The organism is Kaistia granuli DSM 23481 (genome assembly GCF_000380505.1).
Taxonomy (GTDB): domain Bacteria; phylum Pseudomonadota; class Alphaproteobacteria; order Rhizobiales; family Kaistiaceae; genus Kaistia; species Kaistia granuli.
In genome coordinates, this window is record NZ_AQYH01000019.1 from 174,589 (window position 1) to 196,916 (window position 22,328).

A 22,328-nucleotide genomic window follows, 5' to 3' on the forward strand; every position below is an offset into this window, starting at 1 on the left:
GGACCGGCGCGGGCGCTCATAAGACTGGTTCGACACACTTGCGAATCCCGGACATGGCGACAAAGGTGGGGCCGGTTGCCAGTGTGAATCCGCGCGGCCCATGGGGGATGGAAATATGCAGCAGACGCCGCAGCAACAGGCCATGCTGGCGATGCTGGATCGCGCGCCGATGGGATGGCCGCATTACTGGATCTTCCTGCTGTCGACGGGCGGCACCATGCTCGGCGGCGTTTCGGTGTTCACCCTCGGCGTCGCCATGCCGCTCCTCGTCCAGAGCTTTGCCATCGATGCAGCCATGCAGGGCCTCCTTGGCGCGGCGCTGCTTGCCGGCGCGGTGCCGGGCGCGGCGCTCGGCGGGGCGCTCGCCGATCGTTTCGGCCGCAAGCCGCTGATGCTGATCGATACCGTCGTGATGATCGTTGGCGCCCTGATTGCCGCGTTCGCCGGCGACGCGACCCTGCTGGCGTTCGGCCTCTTCGTGTTTGGCGTCGGGGTCGGCATCGACTATCCCGTGTCGAGCAGCTACGTCGCCGAATGGATGCCGGCGGCGGCGCGCAGCCGGGTCATGGTTGCCACGATCACCTTCCAGGCCGTCGGCTTCATGGTAGCGGCCGCGCTGACGGCGGCCATCCTCGGCTTCGTCGATGCCGCCTATGCCTGGCGCGGCTTCATGGCGATGCTGGTGGCGTTGCCGCTGCTTTTCCTTCTCGGGCGCCTCGCCATGCGGGAGAGCCCGCGCTGGCTGATGGGCCAGGGCCGCAATCGTGCCGCGGCGGACGCGATCGGCGCGGTGATCACAGCCGACCGGGCGCAACTCGCAGCTCTCGGCGACGCGTCGGCTGGCGCTGTGCATCTGGTTGCCAAAACGCCCGAGGAAGTGAAGAAGCGCGGCATCGCGGCGCTGTTCGGCTCCGCCTACCGGCGCCGCACGGCACTTGCCTGCGTGCCCTGGTTCCTGATGGACATCGCCTCCTACGGCATCGGCCTGTTCACGCCCATGCTGCTCGCCGATCTGCATTTCAGCTCGGCGCGCAGCGGCGTTGTCGCCGCCGACTTTTCAGACATCCGTGGCACGTCGCTGATCGACGTCTTCCTGGTGGTCGGCTTCCTCGCGGCCTTTTGGGTCATCCCGCGCTATGGCCATCTGCGCCCGCAGGTCCTTGGCTTCCTCGGCATGACCATCGGCATGCTGGTTCTCGTCGCCGCGCTTTGGTCGAGCGGTCCGGCCCATCCGGCGGTTGCTGCCATTTTCGCCGGCTTCATCCTGTTCAACCTCGCCATGAATGTGGGGCCGCATTCGACGACCTTTGCGCTGCCGGCCGAGCTCTTTCCGACGCAGCTGCGCGGCGCCGGCTCGGGCTTTGCTTCCGCCGCGGCCAAGGTTGGCGCGGCGCTCGGCGCCTTTTTCCTGCCGGTGGTGAAGGCGGAGTACGGTCTGTCGGCGGTGCTCGTTCTGGTCGCGGTAGTCAGCCTCGCCGGTGCGCTGGTCACCGCCGTGCTCGTCGAGGAACTGGGTGGAGCCAAGAGCCTCGAGGCGCGTCACGCGCCCGACGTTGGGGATGCGTCTGGCGGCAGCCCGGCATGATCGCGCGTTGGCCGATCGCTTCGGCCGATGGCCTTTCGATCTAGGCTACGCTCGCGACGCGTTGGTTCTTCTTCTGGTAGAGCAGCGCGTCGGCATTCCCCAGCGCGTCGCGGAAGGTCTGGTTCGTCTTGCACCGGATGACGCCGCAGCTGACGCTCAGCCGGACGTCGCTGTCGGGCACAGCCTTGGCGAATTCAGCCTCGGCATGGGCGTTGATCGCCTGCGCCATGTCGTTCGGCGATGCCTTCTCGGCAGGCGTCACGAACGCGCAGAATTCATCCCCGCCGATCCGGGCGATAAGACTGGCATCGCCAAGCGCTGCCTCCAGCGCCTTGGCGGTTGCAATGATCGCTTCATCGCCAATCGGGTGGCCGTGCTGGTCGTTGATGGCCTTCAGAAAGTCGACGTCGATCAGAAGAAAGTAGCCCTTGATCTGATGCGCGGTGGCGAGTTCGAACTGCTCGATGAAGCTGGTTCGATTGAGAAGGCCGGTCAGGGGGTCGGTATTGGCGCGCTTGCCGAGTTCATGCGCCTTCTTCAGAAGCGCCCGATAGGACTTGTCCAACGACTCCATCCTGGAGAACAGGAAGCCGCCAAGCGGGATGGCGATCACGAAGGGCAGCAGGAACCGAACGACGATGGTGATCAAGTCCGCCTTGGCGCCGACCATCCATCGAAAGCCCGTCGATACGGAGATCGAGATGGCGGCGGCGACCAACGATACCAGCAGGGTGCGTTTGACGACGTAGGCGGACGGAAACTTCATCATCACGATTCAATTCGGAAGGGAGGCGCCAATGGCGCGGCGGCAACGCTCCGGGACCTCCGTCAGCGCCCGATGAAAGGGCGACGCTGATCAATCTGCAGGCGTAAGATAAAATTCCTGCTACCCTGAGTCGTTATGTCGTCTGTGGACCGCCCCCCTATGCACGCCTCGCGAGTGCAGCGCAATGGCGGATTGTCGGCCCTCTGGCGGCCATGGATCGGAAAGGATGCGGCGCCGATCGAGGTCGGCCATCCCGTTTCCGCTCAGATCAGCTTGAGGCCGCGGAAGCTCGCATGACCTTGCCGGCCGACGATGATGTGGTCGTGCACGGCGATGCCGAGGGGACCGGCGATCTCGACGATCGTCTTGGTCATCTCGATGTCGGCGCGCGACGGCGTCGGATCGCCGGACGGGTGGTTGTGCGCCAGCACGATGGCGGTGGCGGAGAGCTCGAGCGCCCGCTTCACCACCTCGCGCGGATAGACCGGCGTGTGGTCGACGGTGCCGACCTGCTGCACCTCGTCGGCGATCAGCACGTTCTTGCGGTCGAGGAAGAGGATGCGGAACTGCTCCTTCTCCTCATAGGCCATGGCGGCTCGGCAATAGTCGATCACCGCGCTCCAGGAGCCGAGGAGAGGGCGCTGGCGCACGGCGCCGCGGGCATATCGCGTCGCGGCGGCGTGCACGAGCTTCAGATGGGTGGCGACCGAGGCGCCGACGCCTGGAACCTCGGTGAGCCGGGCCTCGGGCGCGGCCAGCACGTCCGAAAACGTGCCGAAGCGGGCGAGCAACGCCTTGGCGATCGGCTTGGTGTCGCGACGCGGCACCACCTGGAACAGGATCAGTTCCAGCAGTTCGTAGTCGGCGACGCTGTCTGCGCCCTTGTCGCGGAAGCGCGCCTTCAGCCGCTCCCGATGCCCCAGGAAATGGGGCTCGTCCTGAGGATTGTCGGAAAACCCGCTCATGCCCCTGTGGGGTAGGGCGGGCAGCCATAGCCGCGCGGCGACAGGGTGAAGATCTCGCAGCCGGTCTCGGTGACGCCGACCGTGTGCTCGAACTGGGCCGAAAGCGAGCGGTCGCGGGTGACCGCCGTCCAGCCGTCGCGCAGCACCTTCACATGCGGCCGGCCGAGATTGATCATCGGCTCGATGGTGAAGATCATGCCGGGGCGCAGCTCGACGCCTTCGCCGGGATTGCCGTAGTGGAGGATGTTCGGCGTGTCGTGGAAGACCTTGCCGACGCCGTGGCCGCAGAAATCGCGCACGACGCTGCAGCGCTCAGCTTCTGCATAGGACTGGATCGCGTAGCCGATGTCGCCGGTGGTGGCGCCGGGCTTCACGGCGGCGATGCCGCGCATCAGCGATTCATAGGTGACCTCGACCAGGCGCACGGCGGCCCGCTTGACGTCGCCGACTAGGTACATCCGGCTCGAATCGCCATACCAGCCGTCGACGATGTAGGTGACGTCGACATTGACGATGTCGCCGTCCTTGAGCGGCTTGTCGTCGGGAATGCCGTGGCAGACGACGTGATTGATCGAGGTGCAGGTCGACTTGGTGTAGCCGCGATAGCCCAGCGTCGCCGGCAGCGCGCCATGGGCGGCGCCGAATTCGTAGACGTAGCGGTCGATCTCGTCGGTGGGGACGCCCGGCTTGACGATGTCGGCGAGCCCGTCGAGGCAGGCCGCCGCCAGCTGGCCGGCGCGGTGCATGGCGGCGAAGGCCTCCTTGCCATAGAGGCGGATCTGCCCCGTGTTCTTCAGCGGGGTGGCATCGGCATCGATGTAGGTGACCATCTGGGAACTCCGTGCCCCGTCAGCACACCATTCTGCGGCCCCGGGAACAAGTCTGATATTGAAGGATTGCCCTCGATCTGGCGTATCGGGCGGCGAGTTACAAGAGTTTTCGCATCGCGGAGCCTCGCTTGCGCGCTTCGGCCGCCCCGCCAGCGAGGCCCCACCGAAGCCGGAACCGATCGCCGGGCTCCCTTGAGCGACCGGCGCGGGAGCGCTACACCCATCGAAGACCGATGGAGTTTGTGAATGGCTGAGCCTATCCCCGAAGCCGTGCCTGTCGTCACCGCCGCGATCCTCGTCATTGGCGACGAGATCCTGTCGGGACGGACCAAGGACAAGAACATCGGCTACATCGCCGAATACTGCACCAATATCGGAGTCGACATCCGCGAGGTCCGCATCGTGCCGGATGTCGAGGAAGAGATCGTCGCGGCGGTCAACGCGCTGCGCGTTCGCTACGACCACGTCTTCTCGACCGGTGGCATTGGCCCGACGCATGACGACATCACGGCGGATTCGATGGCCAAGGCCTTCGGCGTACCGATCGACCATGATCCTCGCGCCGTCGCCATCCTGACCGAGCACTACGCCGCCGGCCAGTTGAACGAGGCGCGCCTGCGCATGGCCCGCATTCCGGCCGGCGCCGATCTGATCCTCAACAAGGTCTCGAAGGCGCCGGGCTTCACGCTTGGCAATGTGCATGTCATGGCCGGCGTGCCGTCGATCATGCAGGCGATGTTCGACGAAGTCGCCGCCAAGATCCCGACCGGGACGAAGATGCTGTCACGTACCGTGCCGGTCGGCATGGGCGAGGGCCGTATCGCTAGCAAGCTCGGCGCGATCCAGGCCGATTATCCGGATGTCTCGATCGGCAGCTATCCGAAGATGCTGGACGGCGCTTTCGCCACCGACATCGTGCTGCGGGCGCGCGACGCCGCCCGCCTGGACCTCGCCGCCCAGGCGGTGGAGCAGATGGTCGCAGCCATGATGCAGGCGAATAGCTGATATGTCCGGATATCTGTGGATCGCGAGGATGATCCGATTGCATGGCGGAGAGCCTCGTCACAAGGGTTCCGCTTCTTTCACGCGCAGGAGACAATGATGGTCGATGCTCGCAGCGACAAGGCGTTTCCCGTATCCTGGGACCAGTTTCACCGGGATGCTCGGGCGCTGACCTGGCGCCTCTCCGGCGATCAGAAGTGGCAGGCGATCGTCTGCGTGACGCGCGGCGGGCTGGTGCCGGCGGCGATCGTGGCGCGCGAACTCGGCATCCGCATGATCGAGACGATCTGCATCGCTTCCTATCATGACTACAAGGAGCAGGGCTCGCTCAAGGTTCTGAAGCCGGTCAGCCAGGAGATCATCGATCTCGGCGGTGGCGACGGTGCCGGCGTGCTCGTCATCGACGATCTGGTCGACACCGGCCGGACGGCGCGACTGGTGCGCGAGATGTTGCCGAAGGCGCATTACGCGACGCTCTATTCCAAGCCGATGGGCCGCCCCGTCGTCGACACTTTCATCACCGAAGTGTCACAGGATACGTGGATCTATTTTCCCTGGGACATGGGTCTCGCCTTTCAACCGCCGATCGTCGGCTAGGAGACAACCAAGATGACCGAACCGAACGAACCCGCCGACGACGAAGACTTCGAAGCCTTTGCCGAAGAATATGAGGAGCATCGCGATGCCCTCTACGACCTGATCTCGGACTATGCCGACGACAAGCAGCTCGACGACGGCCTGCTCGCCGCCATGGTGCTCGACCTCGCCGTCTCGCTGCGCATGATCGCCTATGCGAACAGCGTCGAGAAGCCGTCGGTCAGCGGCCTCAAGATGGAACTCGACCGCTTCAACAAGGATGCGGAAGAGCATGCCCGTTCTGCCAAGCAGGACGCCGAGGAGTTCATCGCCGAGGTCAAGGCCCAGCGCGAAGAAGGCGGCGAGCCGAACGCCTGATCGCGTCGCATCGCTTGCAGTTCTGGAAACGGCGGCGCCATCGCATGGCGCCGCCGTTTTCACATCCGGCCCTAGCCGCGCGTTACCATGGCGATACCGATCGCGATCGGCACGATGCCGAGAAGGTCGAGAAGGCTGACCGGCTCGCGGAACACCAGCCAGCCGAAGAGAAGGCCAAGCGGCGGCATCAGGAAATGCAGCGCCGTCGCCTCGGTCGCCGTCTTCTTCTGCAGGAGCCGGAACCAGAGCAGATAGGCGCCGATCGAGACGGGAATGACCAGATAGAGCCAGCCGCCGACCAGCGACGGCGTCAGGCTGACATCGCCGAGGCTCTCGGTTGCCAGCGCCACCGGCGCGAGCATCAGTCCCGCGCCCAGCGACTGGATCGCCGTGCCGGTCCAGAGATCGCCCTCGGGCTTCAGCTTCTTGAACAGAACCGTGCCGGCGACCAGCGACAGCAGGCCGGCCAGCACCAGCAGCGTGCCGTGCCAGTCTTCCGTGCCGGCTGCGAGCCGTGACCGGAGGACGATGGCGACGCCCGCCATGCCGAGCAGCAATCCGCCGAGCTTCTGCGGCGTCATCTTTTCGCCGAGCAAGGGCGCGGCGAGCAGTGCGGTCAACAGCGGATTGGAACTGATCAGCACCGCGGTGAAGGCCGAGGACACCGTCTGCATGCCGGAGAAGCTCAGGCCCAGATAGAGCGCGCTGTTGAGGCCGCCGAGCAGGATGAGCTTGGCCAGCGTGGCGCCGTCGGGGCGTCGGAAACGGCCGGCCGTGACCGCGAGACCCAGCAGCAGCCCGCCGGCGACGATGAAGCGGCTCGAAAGCAGCAGCAGTGGCGGACAATAGGGCAGGGCGAACTTCGCCGCCGCGAAAGCCGAACTCCAGATCAGGCAGAACAGCGCGATCAGCACCAGATCGCCGGCAGAGGATCCGCGCAGGGTGGTTGTCGTCATCGTCCGGTCTGTCATCGCGGCCATCATGGGCAAGGGGCTTCGGCCCCTTCCATAAGCACTGCTTCGGCCATTTGGAAATTCGATATTCGGATGCTATGGATTTGAAAATACGATCCATGGGGGCGCGCCATGTTCGACCTCGATCTTCTCAAGACCTTCGTCTCCGTGGTTGACGCCGGCGGCTTCACCCGGGCCGGCGAACGGGTGCACCGGACGCAGTCGACGGTCAGCCAGCAGATGCGCAAGCTGGAGGACATGGCAGGCACGCCGCTGCTCGTCCGCGAGGGCAGGGGCGTCGCGATGACGGCGGAGGGAGAACGGCTGCTCGGCTATGCGCGCCGCATCCTGGCCCTGTCGAAGGAAGCGCGCGGCGCCGTCGGCGCGACGGCGGCGGCCGAGCAGGTCCGGCTCGGGCTGACGGAGGATTTCGCCATCGTCGAACTGACGCGACTGGTATCGCATTTCTCGAAATTGCGGCCCGAATGTCGGCTTGATGTCCGCTGCGACCTGTCGGTGGCGCTGGAGGCCGGGCTGGAACGCGGCGATCTCGACATCGTGCTGATGAAGCGGGATGCCGGCGGTCCCCCCGCCGAAGGCGTCTGGCCGGAGCAGCTAGTATGGGTCGGAGCGGCCGATCGCGATTGGCGCCGCGCCGACCCGGTGCCTCTCATCGCCTTCCCGCAGGGCTGTCGCTATCGCAATCGCGCCGTCCATGCGCTGGAGACGTCCGGCCGGCGCTGGCGGATCGCCTATGAGAGTGCCAGCCTGATCGGCATCGAGGCGGCGATCGCGGGCGGGCTGGGCGTCGCGCTTATCGAGGCAAGGGCGTGCAAGCCCGGCTATGCCGTGCTTTCGGCCGGCGATGGATTTCCGTCCGTCCCGCCGACCGAACTGGTGCTGCGGGTTGCGCCGGATGCGCGGGCTCCCGTGCGGCAACTCGCAGAGCTGGTGATCCAGTTCTGCGAGCATGAGGGTATGGCGCGCGCCGCCTGAGCGCGGCGTCAGGCCTGCATGGTCAGGCCGATCGGCCGCCCCTCGGCGTCGAGCGCGTTGAATTCGCCGGCCGGCTCCTCCCGCCATCTGGCGATCGCGCCGGCGCGGACATGCAGATGCATGTCGGGCTGCATGGCGTTCAGGAAGCCGTGGCTGTGCGAGACACTGGTCAACGTGCCGGTCCAGCGATGCCGGGCGCCGGGCCGCACCGCCTGCAGCGTCACCGGCTTGCCGGCAGCTTCCGCCGCCTTCAGCGGACCGTCGGCTGCCTCGTCGCCCGGGCCGGGCCGTGCGGCGGGCGGCGCCGCCTCGATCGGCGTGCGTTCGAGGCCGGCGAGCGCGGCGTCGAAACGCTCCAGCCCGTCCAGCACGGTCAGCTTGGCGATCGTGTTGCCTTCGGCGTCGAGCAGTTCGAGGAACGGCATGACGCTCGCCATCACCATCTGGTCGGTGACGATGCCGGCGATTGCTGCCAGCTTGAACCGCGTTTCGCGCGCGGGAGCCTTAAGCACCGCGAAGCCATCCTCGAGCGAGACGGTATCGATCGCGCCGAGGCCTTCCAGCAGCGCGCCGCCGGCCCGGATGCCGAGGATGAGATTGCCGAGGGCCGGAACGCGGCTGAGGACGGCGAATGGTTCATGCGCCAGGAGCTGGCGGTGGGAAACGGGATCGGTCATGGGAGAACCCTTTTTGGCTCGTCGTGCAAGGTGTTGGGCGAGCCGTCGTGGTGCCACGTTTCCCCCATGCCGGATGTAGCAGCCGTGCCGTGGATTTGAAGGGGCAATTTCCGCGCAGGCGATGAGGAGATCCGCGACCTGGCATCGCGCGGCCATCCATGCCGTTGCGGAGGTTGCGATGTGCGACCACCAAGGCTTAGCTGGCGGGGTCGTCGCCAGCGCCTTGCGCGCCAATGCAACCTGCCAGGAGGGTTCCGCCCGGATGCGCAATCTGATTACCGATGTCGCCGGCCTCCGGGTCGGCCATGCCACCGAGCTGGCGCTCGCTTCCGGCGTCACGACGGTCCTTTTCGACGAGCCCACGGTTGCCTCGGTGGATGTGCGCGGCGGCGGGCCCGGCACGCGGGAGACCGATCTGCTGGCGCCGGACGAGACGGTCGGCGCGGTGCACGCTCTCGTCCTGTCCGGTGGCTCCGCCTTCGGACTGGACGCGGGGGGCGGGGTCATGGCGGCGCTCGCCGAGCGCGGCATGGGCTTCGAGGTCGGCGCGGCACGCGTCCCGATCGTGCCGGGTGCCGTCCTCTTCGACCTGACGAATGGTGGCGACAAGGATTGGGGGCGCTTCTCGCCCTATCGCGACCTTGGCTACGCCGCCGCGCTCGCCGCGACGCGCGATTTCCAGCTCGGCAGCGTTGGCGCCGGCACAGGCGCGACGACGGTCAATCTCAAGGGCGGGCTCGGCTCTGCCTCCATGGTTGCTGCAACCGGTCATACCGTCGGGGCGCTGGTCGCGGTCAATGCCTGTGGCGCGGTCAATTTCGGCGACGGGCCGCATTTCTGGGCGGCTCCGTTCGAACAGGCCGCCGAATTCGGCGGTCTTGGCCTGCCGTCGCCGCTGCCGCCGCTGCCGGATCGCCCGCCGCTGAAGGGGCTTCCGCCTGGCGCCAACACGACCCTTGCCGTCATCGCCACGGATGCCGTGCTGACCAAGGCGCAGTGCAAGCGGCTGGCAGTGATGGCGCATGACGGCTACGCCCACGCCATCTGGCCGGTGCATACGCCGCTCGATGGGGACACGATCTTCTCCGCGGCGACGGGCCGCCTGCCGCTGGCCGATCCGGTGTTCGATCTCGCCCTGATCGGTGACGCCGTCGTGCGCGCTCTTGCTCGAGCCTGCGCCAGGGCCGTCTTCGAAGCCACCGCCCTGCCGCAGCCCGGCAGCCTGCCGGCCTGGCGCGATGTGTGGGGGGATAGGGTGTCCTGAGGCGCTGGGGCGGGCGCTTTGGCAGCTGATGTGCACAACCGGATTGCGAGTTGTGTAATTTGGCTATCCAACCCGCGCCAGAGATGGCAGAAGTCCGCCGCTGCGGGCGTGGCGAAACTGGTAGACGCAAGGGACTTAAAATCCCTCGGCCTCGGTCATGCGGGTTCGATCCCCGCCGCCCGCACCACTTCCCGAAAAGACGATCGGCCCCCTGCTAGAGGTCGATCTCGTCTGCCGGGCGCGTGGCGCGGATCTCGGCGACGGCGCGTAGCAGGATTTCGGCGACGCGGTGCTGCTCGATCGAGGGGCTGCCGACGCGAGCGGCGATTTCCACCTTCAGGGCGCGGCGGGCGTCGTTCAGTTCCGGCACGACGCCCGGAATGTCGCGGTCCGGCCGGTCGTCGCGACGGGCAGATTCGCCGCGGTCGAACCATTCCCGCGTCTGGGCGATCCGCCTGCCGATCTTGTCGAGATGGTCGAGGATCGTGTCCGTGGCGGCGCGCTGGTCGGCGAGGTCTCGCCGGCCGGCCGGCGAGATGGTGTAGACGCGCTTGTTGCCCTGGGTCGCGACGCTGGCGTGACCGGCCGCCTCGATGACGTTCAGCGTCGGATAGATGACGCCTGGGCTCGGGCTGTAGCTGTTCGAGGTCAGTTCCTCGATTGCCTTGATGATGTCGTAGCCGTGACGCGGTGCCTGCTCGAGGAAAGACAGCACGACGAGCCGCAGATCGCCATCGGCCACCATCCGGCCGACCCGCAGGCTGTCACCGCCCCGGCCGCGCGACGGGCGACCGGCGAGGCGGGATCCGGCCGGGAGGTCGACGCCTATTGAGGTCTGGCCCATCCGGCCTCCGATCGATGCAAGGTTTCGTATCGCTAGGAGCGGCCGGTCGCAACGTCAAGATATATCTTACGACATGTCTTGCGCGCTTATGGCGATGGATCGGTCCGGGACCGGGAGGCGGGGAGCGAGGTCAGGCTTTTCCAACGCGGAAAGTGCGTGCGGGCCCCGTCTCGCCGTTGCCCGCTCGCATGTGTGGCGGACGTCATTGTATGATGATGTGCCGTGCCCATGTTGTTCGGCGGGTCCGACCTTGCAGAGAGCGACGCAACGCCGATGGATATGCCGACCGCCATACCGAGCCCCGCCACCAAGGAGATCCCGCTCGACGAGCGGCGCTGGCGGCGGACGCTGTTCGGCATGCTGCTCGATTCGCGCGCCCGCTTCGGCGGCAAGCGCGAGGTGATCGAGGACAACCAGCGCAAGCCGATGACGTTCGACCGCGTCATCATTGGTGCGATGGTGCTCGGCCGGATCTTCGCGCGGCGTACCGACAAGGGCGAGCGTGTCGGCATGCTGCTGCCGAATGTCGCCACCGTCGCGCCGGCCTTTTTCGGCCTGGTCGCCTTCGGTCGTGTGCCCGCCATGCTGAATTTCAGCGCCGGCCCGAAGAACCTGCTCGTCGCCTGCAAGGCCGCCAAGATCCGGCACGTGATCTCGTCGCGCCGCTTCATCGCGGAAGGCAAGCTCGAGGAGCTGATCGCCGCGCTGTCGGCCGATGTCGAGATCCTCTGGCTCGAGGATCTGGCGAAGACGGTCACCACTTTCGACAAGGTTCGCGGCGTCGTCTCGTCCTGGTTCGCCCGCCGTCTGCATGGCTGGTCCGGCGCCAAGCCCGACGACACCGCCGTCGTCCTGTTCACCTCGGGCTCGGAAGGGGCGCCGAAGGGCGTGGCGCTGACGCATGCGAATGTCCTCTGCAATGTCGAGCAGTTCCTGCGCACGCTCGAACTCCGGCCCGACGATTCCTTGTTCAATCCGCTGCCGGTGTTCCATTCCTTCGGCATGACGGTTGGCCTGATCGCGCCGTTTGCCATCGGCATGCGGGTGTTCTTCTATCCGACGCCGCTGCACTACAAGCAGATCCCGGCGCTGGTGCGCGACAGCGGCTCCACCATCCTGATCGGCACCGATACCTTCGCGGCCGGCTGGGCCCGCATGGCGGAGGCGGGTGATTTCGAGAAGCTGCGCCTCGTCGTGCTGGGGGCGGAGAAGATCAAACCGACGACGCGGACCCTGTGGCGCGATCGCTTCGGCATCGAACTCTTCGAAGGCTATGGCGCCACCGAGGCGGCGCCGGTCGTCTCGGCCAATACGCCGCTCTATCACCGCGACGGTACCGTCGGCCGGCTGCTGCCCGGCATGTCCTACCGGATCGAGCCGGTGCCGGGCCTCGACGAGGGCGGCCGGTTCTGGATCAAGGGCCCGAACGTCATGCTTGGCTACCTGCGCGACAGCGCTCCGGGCGTGCTCGAGCAGACGCCCGACGGCTGGCACGACACCGGCGACATCGTCAGTCTGGACGCCGACGGCTACATCACCATTCGCGGGCGCGCGAAGCGTTTCGCCAAGATCGGCGGCGAGATGATTTCGCTCGCCGCGGTCGAAGCCTATGCCGCGCAGGTCTGGCCGGACAACGTCCATGCCGCCGTCTCGGTGCCGGACGAGCGCAAGGGCGAGCAGATCGTGCTTGTGACGGAGCGGGCCGATCCGGATCGCAACGCGCTGATCGCTTCGGCCAGGGCGCATGGCGTGCCGGAGATCATGGTGCCGAAGCGGATTGTCTCGGTCGCCGCGCTGCCGATTCTCGCGACCGGCAAGACCGACTATCCGGCAATCGGCGAACTGGCCCGGCGCGGCGGAGCCGCCGGCGGCGATTAATCGCTTTCCGGGCGGTGGGCGGTTGACCCGGTGCGGGCGCTGCCCTTAGCCTGCGCGGAATTCGGCGGGCCTCGCTGCGGGCCGTCCCTGACGCATTGGTACAGAGTTGCCGTGTATCGATCCAGGCTGAACGGCATGAACGAATCGATCGGACGCAGGAAGGGGTTGGTGCAGAAGCTCGCGCCCGGATTGGGCGCTGCCTGCTTTGTGGCGGCGATCGTTCTCGGCGTCTCCCTGCTCGGGATCTTCACGCGGCCGCTCGGGTTCCTCGCATCTCTCTGGCCGGCCAATGCGGTGCTGCTTGGCCTGTTCGTATTGCGGCCCTCCCTGGCCGGGCCCTCCGGCTGGATCGCCGCGCTGTTCGGCTATCTCGCTGCCGGCTATGTCAGCGGCGACGCGCCGATCACCAATCTCTGGCTCACCTCGTCCAACATGACCGGCGTGGTCACCGGCTTCATCCTGTTCGGACGGCTCGACGCCGAAGATCGCGCCCTGCGCCGCCCGCTCTCGGTGCTGCACATGCTGCTGATTTGTGTCGCCGCCTCGATGGTGTCGGCGCTGGTCGGCACCGGCCTGGCGGTCGAGCCGCCGCTGCAGACCGGCTACGCATTCTGGTTCATCTCCGAACTCAGCAACTACATCATCCTGCTGCCCATGCTGCTGACGGCGCCGCCCCGGCTCGACTGGAACGCTTTTGCGCACTGGCTGCGCAATGTGGTGCCGGAAGCCGCGACGACGATGCCGATCGCGGCGCTCTGCCTTTCGGTCGCCGCCTCGATCGCCATCGGCGGGCCTGGCGCCATCGCGTTCCCCGTGCCGGCGCTGCTCTGGTGCTCGCTCACCTACGGCCTGTTCCCGATGAGCATCCTCGTCATGTTGTCGAGCCTGGCGATGCTGACGGCGGAGGCGGCGGATCTGCTCTATCTGCCGGCCAGCTTCGATTTCTTCGACGGCAGCACGTCGTTCCGCCTCGGCATCACGCTGGTGGCGCTCGGCCCGCTCACCGTCACCACCATCACGGTGGCGCAACGCCGCCTGCTCGCCCGCCTCGACCACGCCGTCAGCATGGACAGCCTCACGAACATCCTGGCACGGCGAGCCTATCTCGAACGCAGCGCGGCGCTGTTCGCCCGGCAGCAGACCAACCGGTTTTCCGGCGTCGCCGTCCTGATGATGGACATCGATTATTTCAAGCAGGTCAATGATCTGCATGGCCATGCCGCTGGGGACGCGGTGTTGGTCGCGGTGACCGACACCATCGCCGGTGAATTGCGCCGGCATGATCTTTTCGGCCGGCTGGGTGGCGAGGAGTTCGCCGTCACCTTGCCCGACATCACCCGCGAGGACGCAATCGCCATGGCGGAGCGGCTGCGCCATGCGGTCGAGCGTCTGGTGATTCCCGTCGATGACGGCCCGGCGCTGCGCACCAGCATCAGCATCGGCATCGTGCATCGGACGCGCCACCCGAGCGGCGGCGTGATCGAACTGCTGCCGCTCGCCGACGCGGCGCTCTACCAGGCGAAGGCCGCCGGACGAAACCGGATCGCCTGCTATGCGCCGCCGCCGCGCTCGGCCGCCGCGGCGAGCTGATGGCCCGCCTCAGCCGGAGGCGCCATGCTCCGGTTGCCAGCCATAGATCCAGTCATAGCGCTCCAGCAGCCGCTGGCCGCCGAGACCCGTCATGGTGAGGTCGCGCGCCACTGCCATGGGGCCGCCGAGATGATAGATCTGGCCGGCCTGGCGCGCCGTTCTCCAGACACGGGTCACGCGTGGCCGGCGCAGCGCCTCGAAGCTTTGGAGTGCTTCGGCGACGGGGCCGCCTGCCGCGAGCGTGCTCGCCAGGATGTCGGCATCCTCGATCGCCATGGCGGCGCCCTGGGCCAGGAAGGGCACCATGGCATGCGCGGCGTCGCCGATCAGCGCGATCCGGCCATGGACCCAGTTGCCGCGCGGATCGACCTCGGTCAGGCACCAGCGCGTCCAGTTGAGCTCGATATCGGTGAAGCGGCTGACATAGCGCGTGCTGTCGGCGTCGAAACGACGGCGCAGGATGTCGGCGTCGCCGGGCGCGCTCCAATCCGGACCGTCCCAGTCTTCCTCGATCACGACGATGACGTTGATCAACCGGCCGCCGCGGACCGGGTAGATCACGACATGGGCGGCGCGGTTCAAGAGCACGGTCGTGCGCTCATGCGGCAGATCGCGTGGAGCGGCGCCAATCGGGATCGTTGTCCGCCAGGCGGTGCGGCCGCCCCTTCGGGCCGGTGAGGCTCCCGGGACGGCATCGCGCAGCGTCGAGCGAACGCCATCGCTGGCAACGAGGCAGTCGAAGCTATGTTCGGTGCCATTCACGGTCAGGCTGGCGGCATCGGCGGACTGGCTGACGCCGGTCGCCTCGGCGCCGAGGTTCAGCGTGATTCGGGGATCGGACCGCGCGGCTTCGAGCAACAGGGCCTGCAGATCGGCGCGATGGACGAGACGGTAGGGGGCGCCATAGGCCCGGGCCGCGGCATCGCCGAGCGGCAGGGTGACGATGGGTTCGCCGGTGCGGCCCGAGCGCATGTCGATCGCCTCGGGCCGGACGGCGGCGCGGTCCAGCGCCGTAGTCAGGCCGAGGCCCTCGAGGATGCGGCCGGCATTTGGAGAAATCTGCAGGCCGGCGCCGACTTCCGACAGTTCGCTCGCGCGTTCGAACAGCGTCGAGGCGATGCCACGATCGGAGAGGGCGAGAGCCGTGGTCAGGCCGGCAATGCCCGCGCCAGCGATTCCGACGCGGATCTGGGTCATCGGAAGGAGCCGGTCAGGCCGCGACCGGCTCGACGTAGAGATGGCCGGGCGGCAGCGTCTCGGGTCCATGCAGGCGGTCGTTGAAGCGATAGAGCGTCGAGCAGTAGGAGCAGACCTTTTCCGCTTCATCGCCCATGTCGATGTAGATGTGCGGGTGGTCGAAGGGCGGCTTGGCGCCGACGCACATGAATTCCTTCACGCCGATCTCAATCGTCTCGACACCGGAATCATTGTGGAAATGGGGGATCACATGGGCGGCCATGGCGCGGGTCCGTCGGTTCGAAGCAGCAAGTGGCGGGACCATAGCGTCGCGGCGGCGGGATGAACAGGGCGGCGACGACGCTGTCGCGGCGACACCTTGGCGCGGCCGACCCGATCCGGCATAAGGACGGGTCATCGATCGCGGATCCCCCCATGAAAAGCTTTCCATCGAACGGCCTTTCCCTTGCGTATCTGGACGAGGGCGAGGGCCCGCCCATCCTTCTCATCCACGGCTTCGGATCGAGCGCCAAGGTCAACTGGATCAATCCGGGCTGGGTCGACACGCTGGTCAAGTCCGGTCGCCGCGTCATCGCCTTCGACAATCGCGGCCATGGTGCCAGCGACAAGCCGCATGAGGTCGCTGCCTATCGCATCGCCGCCATGGCAGAGGATGCGCGCAACCTTCTGAAACACCTCGATATTTCCCGGGCTGATGTCATGGGCTATTCGATGGGTGCTCGGATCACCACCTTCCTGGCCCTGACCTATCCGGCGATGGTCAAGTCAATCATCCTGGGCGGGCTGGGCTATGGCATCGTCACCGGGATCGGCCCTTGGGAGCCGGTCGTCGACGCCCTGGAGACCGACCAGCCCGATATGATCACCGACCCGATCGGCCAGATGTTCCGTAAGTTCGCCGACCAGACCGGCAGCGACCGCGTGGCGCTCGCCGCCTGCATGAAGGCAACCCGTCAGCCGATCTCGGCCGACGATCTCTCGACGCTGCACGTTCCGGTGCTGATCGCCGTTGGCGAGCGCGACGAATTGGCCGGATCGGCCGCCGATCTCGCCGCCATCATTCCGGGCGCCGAGGTGCTGGATATCCCGAAGCGCGATCACATGCTCGCCGTCGGCGACAAGGTCTACAAGGCGGGCGTCCTGGAATTCCTCGCCCGGCGCGGCTTGAGCTGAACGAAAAAACACGCCGCGCCAGCGACTTGGCGGGGATCGTCGACAAACTGATTCCGAATGCCGGCGCGGTTCCACACGGCTTTGCCGGGCCGGCATTTTGATTTCCGTTGCATTTTCGCCTCCGGCCGATATGTCTTCGGCCCTCGTCGCGCGCCCCCCATCGCCGGGAGCGGTCGGGAGCATTATTTACTCAGCGATGTCGGTTTTGCGGCATCAGGCCCCATGTTAGGGTGCCGTTCGAAAATGGCTGCGGCGATGAATGGCAGCGAAGGAGTCGTCAATGTCAGCTGTGAATTCCCGCGTCGTCGGCGAAGCCCTCGCCAGCTTCGATCCGCTGTGGTCCGACATGCGGGCGCAGGCCGAAGAGATCATGCGCGTCGAGCCGGCCCTGGCCAGTTTTGTCTATGCGACCGTCCTCAATCATGGTCGTCTGGAAGACGCGGTCGCGCACCGGATCGCCGAGCGCCTGCATCACAGCGACCTGTCGGCGGAATTCATCCGCCAGGCTTTCGCCGAGGCGTTCGCGGCGGGGCCGGATATTGCCAATGCCATCCGCGTCGACATCCAGGCGGTCTATGATCGCGATCCCGCCTGCAATCGCGCCATCGAGGCGGTGCTCTATTTCAAGGGCTTCCACGCAATCGAGACGCACCGGCTGGCCCATTGGCTGTGGCGGCAGGGACGCCGCGACTTCGCCTACTATCTGCAAAGCCGCTCATCCTCGGTCTTCCAGGTCGACATCAATCCGGCCGTGCCGATGGGCAAGGGCATCTTCCTCGACCACGCAACCGGCCTCGTCGTCGGCGAGACGGCCGAGATCGAGGACGACGTGTCGATCCTGCAGGGCGTGACGCTCGGGGGCACCGGCAAGGAAACCGGCGATCGCCATCCGAAGGTCCGGCATGGCGTCCTGATCGGCGCCGGCGCCAAGATCCTCGGCAATATCGAGATCGGCCATTGCTCGCGCGTCGCCGCGGGCTCGGTCGTGTTGCATTCGGTTCCGCCGAACACGACGGTCGCGGGTGTGCCGGCCCGCGTGGTCGGCAAGGCGCCTTGCGCCGAGCCGGCGCGGATGATGGACCAGATCCTGCCGGATCAGGCATAATAAGGCATCGTTTCGTGGGTTGTGGCGGCGCCGCTCGGGGCGGCGATGCGACGGTCGTGGTGCCTGACGGCGCTATGGCAATGCCCAGTTGTTCCCCCGATTGACCAGGAGATCAAATTGGATCGCAAAGAGGTCCAGAAGCTCGAGAGCTTCTTCCAGCGCCGCTTCAACTCGAAGGGCATCAGCATCCGTCCGCGTCCGCGCAAGGACGATTCCGCCGAGGTCTATTTCGGTGACGAGTTCGTCGGCGTTCTGTTCCGGGACGACGAAGAGGGCGAACTGTCCTACAATTTCACCATGGCCATTCTCGACATCGATCTCGAGGAAGCCTGAAGCGACGCCGGCGACACGTTGTCTCCCGGCTGAGACGTACCATGATTGGCGCCGGCTCCATGCGAGCGCCGGTCGTGGATACGACTGAACCGGATGCCCTTGCGTCCGGACCCGAAGGGCTCGGCGCCGCGTTCGGCCGGGCCTGCATCGCCCTCCTGCCGACGGATCCGATCCCGCCATGCCGATCCATGCCCTCGACGGTGTTTCCCCCGAACTGCCGCCGGAAGGCCGCTACTGGATCGCGCCCGATGCGCGCCTCATCGGCAAGGTGACGCTGGGCGACGAGGTCGGCATCTGGTTCGGCGCCGTATTGCGCGGCGACAATGAGCGCATCACGGTGGGCGCTCGCTCCAACATCCAGGAGCACGCCGTGCTCCATACCGACATGGGATATCCGCTCGACATCGGCGAAGGCTGCACCATCGGCCATCGCGCCATTCTGCATGGCTGCACGATCGGGGCGAACAGCCTGATCGGCATGGGCGCCATCGTCATGAATGGTGCCCGCATCGGCGCCAATTGCGTCATCGGTGCCGGCGCCCTGGTGCCGGAAGGCAAGGTCATCCCAGACGGCTCGCTGGCGGTCGGCATGCCGTCCAAGGTGATCCGCTCGCTGGACGAGGCGGCGTTCGCGCAGCTTCGGGCCGGCGCCGACCACTATGTCGAGAATTGGCGCCGCTACGCGACCGGCCTGCGGTAGATCCGGGGCCTTTGCGATCCGGCATCTGCCTCGGCGGCGGACCCGGGGTTGGTCCGGCCGGGACCGCATCGCAGCTGCGGGCCGCGGCGCGATTGACGCCGCCTGAGCCGGGACTTCTCTTCTCTGGGAGTTTGGGAGCCATCCTTCGCCGCTCCGCCCGGGAGCGGGTACAGGCCTGGCTGGCACCGTGAGGTTGGCCTGCCTTTAGCGGCGGATGCTGCCGACCAGCGTCGGACGGTCGTCCTCGATCGAAACCCAGCGGCCTCTGTTGCGGTCGGACTGGCGCTTGAGGAACTGGTATTCGGTTTCGCCCCAGAGCTTGATCTTCGGCTCGAGATTGTCGAGCACCAGCTCGCCGCGATCGGTGCGGACGGTCAGGACCGCATGGCCTTCGCCATTGGTCTGGCGCACGACGGTGATCAGGAGGGCGCCTGCCGGCCAGCCGCTCTGGATCAGCTCGCGGCGCTTCAGCAGGACGAAGTCTTCGCAGTCGCCCTTACCATCTTCGGGGTAAGTCCAGTATTCCTGGCGACCATAGAGTTCTTCGTCGGTTACTGGCTCGATCGCAGTATTGACGTTGTCGTTGACGGCGATCAGCTCGTTCCAGCGCTTGACGGTGAGCTGGACGGGATCGCTGTTGCGCGTCGTCTCATTGCATTCTTCCGGCATCCGCGAGCACAGCTCGTGATGGCCGACCGGCTGGCTGGTTTTTCCCGTTATCCGCATGAAGGCGGCATGTTCCTGTGCGGAGGCACCCGCAACCAGGCCGAGGACCAGGGCAAGCCCGGCAATGATACTCGATACGCGTACAAACGACATAGAACCCGTCCTCTTGTCTGAGGAAGACTATGCCATATAGACTTTTACTCCGATCTAAGCCAAGCGCGATGTTTCTAATCGACTTCTCGTCAATTTATAATCGCAATTTAAGCTTTGGTTTAATGAACGATTAACCATTTGACCTTGGGCGATTGTCCATCCCTGGGAGACAGTCCCGATCCGGTCGGTCACCTCAAATGGCGGAAATGCTGGATTCATGACGCCCCTGTGGTGGCGTCGCCACAGCATGGTGAATAAATTGTGAATAATCGGCGCCAGCCTGCCGGGATCGGCACCTGCAAGGGGCGTGGGCGAGGCTCGGGGCGAGGTTGTCCTCGCAGGGGCGTTTCGAGGAAGGTCTTCCGGCGTCGATCCGTGGACTAGCGTTTGCCGCCGTCGAGCACAACCAGATGCGGGCGCGGGCTGGCGGCCGGAACCGGTGTCGCGGCCACGGCGGTGGGCGGGGAGAGCCACGTCGCCTCGGGCGTGATGCGGCCGGCCTGCGCGATCGTCTGGCGAGCGAGGGGATGCAGGCCGAGCCAGTAGGGCCGTTCGAGCGGCACGATCAGGCCGAGAATGCGATCGATGGCGGCGCCGTGCTGGCGCATGGGCAGGAGCAGCATTTCCGCCGCCAGCGACTGGCCGCGGTCATTGCGGCAATCGAGGCGGAACTCGATGGCGGCGGCCTCCGCCGTGATGGAGCGCAGCAGCGATGCCATGTTTGGCCCGTCTGTGCCGAGCCAGAGCGAGCGGAAGTCCTCGCCGGTGAGTTCGCGGCCGACGCTGGCGCAGAGGCGCGTGCCGGCGAGGCGGAACGGGAAGCGTCCATCGGCCGAGGCTTCCAGGATGAAGATGTCGCCGAGCAGGGGGCTGATCGGGCCGGGCTCGATGGCGCTGCGTCGCGGCGCCGGTGCCGCGCCGCGCTGGCGGGCCCAGTAGCCGTAGAGCGCCGCGGTCGATGGATGCTGCATTGCGCCTACTTGTTCTGTCGGTTCGTTCCGTCCCGAAAGGAAATGCGACGGCGCAACGGGCTCTCGCTGCCGCTATGTTAAGGCGCTCATAGCACGTGACCGGATCGCCCGGGCGATTCCCTTGGGTTAGGGTTACGCACAGGTTGAAGATAATTTGAGATTGCACTGAATTTTGAAGCGTGACATTTTACCTCTCGTTCACGGGGCGTCTTATGCCGGGGGGCTAGACGGGGCGTGACGAAGGCCGTCCGTGCGTGCCCATTGAGAAGCGCGCCGGACGGCCGACTTGTTTTCGGCCCCAGCCCGTCATCGATCCGCTTGCGCCGCCATCGCCTCCCGACTATGCCGATGGAATGAGCCCGAGAAGCGAACGTGCGGCGCGCGAGCCGGTATTCAACTTGCCTGTCGTGATCATTGCCTCGCTGGCGGTGCTGGCGATCGTCCACATCGTCCGCGTCTATGTGCTGTCGGAAGAGCAGGCGAGCTGGCTAATCGCCACCTTCGCCTTCATTCCGATCCGGCTGACGGGCCCGGCCATTCCCGGCTTCTACTGGCCGGGCGGCCTTGCCGGCGATGTATGGACCTTCTTCAGCTACGCCTTCCTGCATGGCGACTGGATGCACTACGCCGTCAACGGCCTGTGGCTGGCCGCGTTCGGAACGCCGCTGGCGCGCCGTTTCGGCACTGTGCGCTTCCTGCTGTTCTCGCTGCTGGGTGCGGCGGCCGGAGCGGCGGCCCATCTCCTTCTCTATCCGTCCGGCACCTCGCCGCTGATCGGCGCCTCGGCGGCGATCTCGGCCCAGATGGCGGCCTCGGCCCGCTTCGCCTTCTCCGCCGGCGGCAGGCTCGGCGGCGGCATCGTTCGCAGCGACGCCGATTTCCGTCCGGCGCTGTCGGCGATCGACATGCTGCGCGACCGGCGCATTGTCGCCTTCCTCGGCGTCTGGTTCGTCTTCAACCTGGTGTTCGGTCTGGTCTTTACGCCGCCGGGCGTGACGACCAGCTCGATCGCCTGGGAAGCGCATCTGGGCGGCTTCCTGTTCGGCCTTCTGGCCTTTCCCTGGTTCGATCCCGTCGGCAGGGCGCGCCGCTAGTCCTGTCGGCGGCGCTTCGCCGCCACGACCAGCCTCGCCTTGCAAACGAGAACCTCCGGCCTCATCATCGCAAGGATTGGAAGGTCCGCGAGTTCAGGGTCGCGGCCTCAGGCCTTGGGGTTCGGACTGGTCCACCTCGAAGAGCGGCCGGCCCCGTTTGCACAGGGAGCCGATGTCAATGACAGTAGCTGCCATTCTGACCCGGAAGGGGCGGGACGTTGTGACCGTCTCGGCCGATCTCAGCATCACCACGGTAGTCCAGATGCTGGCCGAGCACCGGATCGGTGCCGTGGTCGTCACCGACAGCGCGAAGCGCATCATCGGCATCGTGTCCGAGCGCGATGTCGTCCGCGCGCTCGCCCGCGGCCCGGATACGCTGGGCGGCACGGTCTCGAGCATCATGACGACGAAGGTCGTCACCTGCACCGACCGCGACACGATCAACGACGTGATGACCCGGATGACCGAGGGGCGCTTCCGCCACCTGCCCGTCGTCGAGGACGACAGGCTGGCCGGCATCGTCTCGATCGGCGACGTCGTCAAGGCGCGGATCGAGCAGGTCGAACGCGAAGCCGACGAGATGCGGGCCTATATCGCGACGGCTTGAGCGCCGTCGCTTGCCAATGCGCCCA

24 protein-coding genes and 1 tRNA gene are annotated in these 22,328 nt (G+C 66.5%); 15 read left to right on the plus strand and 10 right to left on the minus strand.

Going from position 1 to position 22,328, the window contains the following annotated elements; all coding sequences use genetic code 11:
• Nucleotides 1–115 precede the first annotated feature (115 nt).
• Nucleotides 116–1,585: an MFS transporter gene (locus tag G342_RS24920; RefSeq protein ID WP_018185208.1), complete on the plus strand. Its 1,470-nt coding sequence runs from the start codon at nt 116–118 to the stop codon at nt 1,583–1,585.
• A 40-nt stretch (nt 1,586–1,625) separates the two neighbouring features.
• Here G342_RS24920 and G342_RS0121330 read toward each other — a convergent pair whose 3' ends face one another.
• The 3 genes from G342_RS0121330 to map form a co-directional block, all read right to left on the minus strand.
• A complete protein-coding gene (locus tag G342_RS0121330; RefSeq protein WP_026304675.1) occupies nt 1,626–2,351 on the minus strand; it encodes a GGDEF domain-containing protein in 726 nt (241 codons plus the stop codon).
• 263 nt (nt 2,352–2,614) lie between these two features.
• On the minus strand, nt 2,615–3,316 hold the full coding sequence (radC, locus tag G342_RS0121335) for a RadC family protein (protein WP_018185210.1): 702 nt from the start codon (nt 3,314–3,316) through the stop codon (nt 2,615–2,617).
• On the minus strand, nt 3,313–4,146 hold the full coding sequence (gene map / locus G342_RS0121340; RefSeq protein ID WP_018185211.1) for a type I methionyl aminopeptidase: 834 nt from the start codon (nt 4,144–4,146) through the stop codon (nt 3,313–3,315). Before map ends, radC begins: the two co-directional genes overlap by 4 nt.
• Nucleotides 4,147–4,392: 246 nt before the next feature.
• Here map and G342_RS0121345 point away from each other — a divergent pair, with 246 nt between their 5' ends.
• The 3 genes from G342_RS0121345 (at nt 4,393) to G342_RS0121355 (ending at nt 6,102) form a co-directional block, all read left to right on the plus strand.
• A complete protein-coding gene (locus G342_RS0121345) occupies nt 4,393–5,151 on the plus strand; it encodes a competence/damage-inducible protein A (RefSeq protein ID WP_018185212.1) in 759 nt (252 codons plus the stop codon).
• A gap of 96 nt (nt 5,152–5,247) precedes the next feature.
• Nucleotides 5,248–5,745, plus strand: a complete 498-nt coding sequence (gpt, locus tag G342_RS0121350; RefSeq protein ID WP_018185213.1) for a xanthine phosphoribosyltransferase — start codon at nt 5,248–5,250, stop codon at nt 5,743–5,745.
• A gap of 12 nt (nt 5,746–5,757) precedes the next feature.
• Nucleotides 5,758–6,102: a hypothetical protein gene (locus G342_RS0121355; protein ID WP_018185214.1), complete on the plus strand. Its 345-nt coding sequence runs from the start codon at nt 5,758–5,760 to the stop codon at nt 6,100–6,102.
• Nucleotides 6,103–6,173: 71 nt separating this feature from the next.
• Here G342_RS0121355 and G342_RS0121360 read toward each other — a convergent pair whose 3' ends face one another.
• The gene (locus tag G342_RS0121360) at nt 6,174–7,058 is read right to left on the minus strand and encodes a DMT family transporter (protein WP_026304676.1); all 885 of its coding nucleotides are present in this window, start codon (nt 7,056–7,058) and stop codon (nt 6,174–6,176) included.
• Between the two features lie 129 nt (nt 7,059–7,187).
• On the opposite strand from G342_RS0121360, the gene G342_RS0121365 reads away from it, so the two are divergent.
• Nucleotides 7,188–8,051, plus strand: coding sequence for a LysR substrate-binding domain-containing protein (locus tag G342_RS0121365; RefSeq protein ID WP_018185216.1), 864 nt, complete (start codon nt 7,188–7,190; stop codon nt 8,049–8,051).
• A gap of 8 nt (nt 8,052–8,059) precedes the next feature.
• Here G342_RS0121365 and G342_RS0121370 read toward each other — a convergent pair whose 3' ends face one another.
• Nucleotides 8,060–8,728, minus strand: coding sequence for a hypothetical protein (locus G342_RS0121370; protein ID WP_018185217.1), 669 nt, complete (start codon nt 8,726–8,728; stop codon nt 8,060–8,062).
• A 262-nt stretch (nt 8,729–8,990) separates the two neighbouring features.
• Here G342_RS0121370 and G342_RS0121375 point away from each other — a divergent pair, with 262 nt between their 5' ends.
• Together G342_RS0121375 and G342_RS0121380 are read left to right on the plus strand one after the other, a co-directional pair.
• Nucleotides 8,991–9,992: a P1 family peptidase gene (locus G342_RS0121375; protein WP_018185218.1), complete on the plus strand. Its 1,002-nt coding sequence runs from the start codon at nt 8,991–8,993 to the stop codon at nt 9,990–9,992.
• 102 nt (nt 9,993–10,094) lie between these two features.
• Nucleotides 10,095–10,179, plus strand: a tRNA-Leu gene (locus G342_RS0121380).
• Nucleotides 10,180–10,206: 27 nt separating this feature from the next.
• On the opposite strand, the gene G342_RS25515 is transcribed toward G342_RS0121380, so the two are convergent.
• Nucleotides 10,207–10,836, minus strand: a complete 630-nt coding sequence (locus G342_RS25515) for a PadR family transcriptional regulator (RefSeq protein ID WP_018185219.1) — start codon at nt 10,834–10,836, stop codon at nt 10,207–10,209.
• Nucleotides 10,837–11,109: 273 nt separating this feature from the next.
• Here G342_RS25515 and G342_RS24930 point away from each other — a divergent pair, with 273 nt between their 5' ends.
• Entirely contained in the window at nt 11,110–12,714 is a 1,605-nt protein-coding gene (locus G342_RS24930) for an AMP-binding protein (RefSeq protein ID WP_245557315.1), read from the plus strand.
• A 135-nt stretch (nt 12,715–12,849) separates the two neighbouring features.
• Nucleotides 12,850–14,304 carry a GGDEF domain-containing protein gene (locus tag G342_RS0121395; RefSeq protein ID WP_018185221.1) on the plus strand — a complete coding sequence of 485 codons (1,455 nt, stop codon included), beginning with the start codon at nt 12,850–12,852 and terminating at the stop codon, nt 14,302–14,304.
• A 9-nt stretch (nt 14,305–14,313) separates the two neighbouring features.
• Here the strand turns inward: G342_RS0121395 and G342_RS0121400 are convergent, their stop codons facing one another.
• Nucleotides 14,314–15,501: an FAD-dependent monooxygenase gene (locus tag G342_RS0121400; RefSeq protein ID WP_018185222.1), complete on the minus strand. Its 1,188-nt coding sequence runs from the start codon at nt 15,499–15,501 to the stop codon at nt 14,314–14,316.
• A gap of 13 nt (nt 15,502–15,514) precedes the next feature.
• Nucleotides 15,515–15,763: a zinc-finger domain-containing protein gene (locus G342_RS0121405; protein WP_018185223.1), complete on the minus strand. Its 249-nt coding sequence runs from the start codon at nt 15,761–15,763 to the stop codon at nt 15,515–15,517.
• Between the two features lie 152 nt (nt 15,764–15,915).
• Here G342_RS0121405 and G342_RS0121410 point away from each other — a divergent pair, with 152 nt between their 5' ends.
• The 4 genes from G342_RS0121410 to G342_RS0121425 all read left to right on the plus strand — a co-directional run bounded on the left by G342_RS0121410 (nt 15,916) and on the right by G342_RS0121425 (nt 18,812).
• Nucleotides 15,916–16,674 (plus strand): alpha/beta fold hydrolase, encoded by a 759-nt coding sequence (locus G342_RS0121410; RefSeq protein WP_018185224.1) that lies wholly within the window; start codon nt 15,916–15,918, stop codon nt 16,672–16,674.
• A gap of 280 nt (nt 16,675–16,954) precedes the next feature.
• Nucleotides 16,955–17,779, plus strand: a complete 825-nt coding sequence (cysE, locus tag G342_RS0121415) for a serine O-acetyltransferase (RefSeq protein WP_018185225.1) — start codon at nt 16,955–16,957, stop codon at nt 17,777–17,779.
• A gap of 117 nt (nt 17,780–17,896) precedes the next feature.
• Nucleotides 17,897–18,112, plus strand: a complete 216-nt coding sequence (locus G342_RS0121420) for a DUF3126 family protein (protein ID WP_018185226.1) — start codon at nt 17,897–17,899, stop codon at nt 18,110–18,112.
• A gap of 178 nt (nt 18,113–18,290) precedes the next feature.
• Nucleotides 18,291–18,812, plus strand: coding sequence for a gamma carbonic anhydrase family protein (locus tag G342_RS0121425; RefSeq protein ID WP_018185227.1), 522 nt, complete (start codon nt 18,291–18,293; stop codon nt 18,810–18,812).
• Nucleotides 18,813–19,016: 204 nt separating this feature from the next.
• Here the strand turns inward: G342_RS0121425 and G342_RS0121430 are convergent, their stop codons facing one another.
• Entirely contained in the window at nt 19,017–19,631 is a 615-nt protein-coding gene (locus tag G342_RS0121430) for a transglutaminase-like cysteine peptidase (protein ID WP_026304678.1), read from the minus strand.
• A 380-nt stretch (nt 19,632–20,011) separates the two neighbouring features.
• The gene (locus tag G342_RS0121435; RefSeq protein WP_018185229.1) at nt 20,012–20,602 is read right to left on the minus strand and encodes a PAS domain-containing protein; all 591 of its coding nucleotides are present in this window, start codon (nt 20,600–20,602) and stop codon (nt 20,012–20,014) included.
• 407 nt (nt 20,603–21,009) lie between these two features.
• Here G342_RS0121435 and G342_RS0121440 point away from each other — a divergent pair, with 407 nt between their 5' ends.
• Both G342_RS0121440 and G342_RS0121445 read left to right on the plus strand, forming a co-directional pair.
• Nucleotides 21,010–21,696, plus strand: a complete 687-nt coding sequence (locus G342_RS0121440; RefSeq protein WP_245557316.1) for a rhomboid family intramembrane serine protease — start codon at nt 21,010–21,012, stop codon at nt 21,694–21,696.
• A 178-nt stretch (nt 21,697–21,874) separates the two neighbouring features.
• The gene (locus tag G342_RS0121445; protein ID WP_026304679.1) at nt 21,875–22,303 is read left to right on the plus strand and encodes a CBS domain-containing protein; all 429 of its coding nucleotides are present in this window, start codon (nt 21,875–21,877) and stop codon (nt 22,301–22,303) included.
• Nucleotides 22,304–22,328: the final 25 nt, after the last annotated feature.

Excerpts from the sequence above, each read along its gene's own strand:
- G342_RS0121375 (WP_018185218.1), top strand. The coding sequence starts at position 8,991 with ATGCGCAATCTGATTACCGATGTCGCCGGCCTCCGGGTCGGCCATGCC.
- gpt (WP_018185213.1), top strand. The coding sequence starts at position 5,248 with ATGGTCGATGCTCGCAGCGACAAGGCGTTTCCCGTATCCTGGGACCAG.
- G342_RS0121360 (WP_026304676.1), bottom strand. The coding sequence starts at position 7,058 with ATGACGACAACCACCCTGCGCGGATCCTCTGCCGGCGATCTGGTGCTG.
- G342_RS0121425 (WP_018185227.1), top strand. The coding sequence starts at position 18,291 with ATGCCGATCCATGCCCTCGACGGTGTTTCCCCCGAACTGCCGCCGGAA.
- G342_RS0121395 (WP_018185221.1), top strand. The coding sequence starts at position 12,850 with ATGAACGAATCGATCGGACGCAGGAAGGGGTTGGTGCAGAAGCTCGCG.
- map (WP_018185211.1), bottom strand. The coding sequence starts at position 4,146 with ATGGTCACCTACATCGATGCCGATGCCACCCCGCTGAAGAACACGGGG.
- G342_RS0121330 (WP_026304675.1), bottom strand. The coding sequence starts at position 2,351 with ATGAAGTTTCCGTCCGCCTACGTCGTCAAACGCACCCTGCTGGTATCG.
- G342_RS0121445 (WP_026304679.1), top strand. The coding sequence starts at position 21,875 with ATGACAGTAGCTGCCATTCTGACCCGGAAGGGGCGGGACGTTGTGACC.
- G342_RS0121355 (WP_018185214.1), top strand. The coding sequence starts at position 5,758 with ATGACCGAACCGAACGAACCCGCCGACGACGAAGACTTCGAAGCCTTT.
- G342_RS0121370 (WP_018185217.1), bottom strand. The coding sequence starts at position 8,728 with ATGACCGATCCCGTTTCCCACCGCCAGCTCCTGGCGCATGAACCATTC.
- G342_RS25515 (WP_018185219.1), bottom strand. The coding sequence starts at position 10,836 with ATGGGCCAGACCTCAATAGGCGTCGACCTCCCGGCCGGATCCCGCCTC.
- G342_RS0121410 (WP_018185224.1), top strand. The coding sequence starts at position 15,916 with ATGAAAAGCTTTCCATCGAACGGCCTTTCCCTTGCGTATCTGGACGAG.
- G342_RS0121345 (WP_018185212.1), top strand. The coding sequence starts at position 4,393 with ATGGCTGAGCCTATCCCCGAAGCCGTGCCTGTCGTCACCGCCGCGATC.
- G342_RS24930 (WP_245557315.1), top strand. The coding sequence starts at position 11,110 with ATGGATATGCCGACCGCCATACCGAGCCCCGCCACCAAGGAGATCCCG.
- radC (WP_018185210.1), bottom strand. The coding sequence starts at position 3,316 with ATGAGCGGGTTTTCCGACAATCCTCAGGACGAGCCCCATTTCCTGGGG.
- G342_RS0121400 (WP_018185222.1), bottom strand. The coding sequence starts at position 15,501 with ATGACCCAGATCCGCGTCGGAATCGCTGGCGCGGGCATTGCCGGCCTG.
- G342_RS0121365 (WP_018185216.1), top strand. The coding sequence starts at position 7,188 with ATGTTCGACCTCGATCTTCTCAAGACCTTCGTCTCCGTGGTTGACGCC.
- G342_RS0121430 (WP_026304678.1), bottom strand. The coding sequence starts at position 19,631 with ATGTCGTTTGTACGCGTATCGAGTATCATTGCCGGGCTTGCCCTGGTC.
- cysE (WP_018185225.1), top strand. The coding sequence starts at position 16,955 with ATGTCAGCTGTGAATTCCCGCGTCGTCGGCGAAGCCCTCGCCAGCTTC.
- G342_RS24920 (WP_018185208.1), top strand. The coding sequence starts at position 116 with ATGCAGCAGACGCCGCAGCAACAGGCCATGCTGGCGATGCTGGATCGC.
- G342_RS0121405 (WP_018185223.1), bottom strand. The coding sequence starts at position 15,763 with ATGGCCGCCCATGTGATCCCCCATTTCCACAATGATTCCGGTGTCGAG.
- G342_RS0121435 (WP_018185229.1), bottom strand. The coding sequence starts at position 20,602 with ATGCAGCATCCATCGACCGCGGCGCTCTACGGCTACTGGGCCCGCCAG.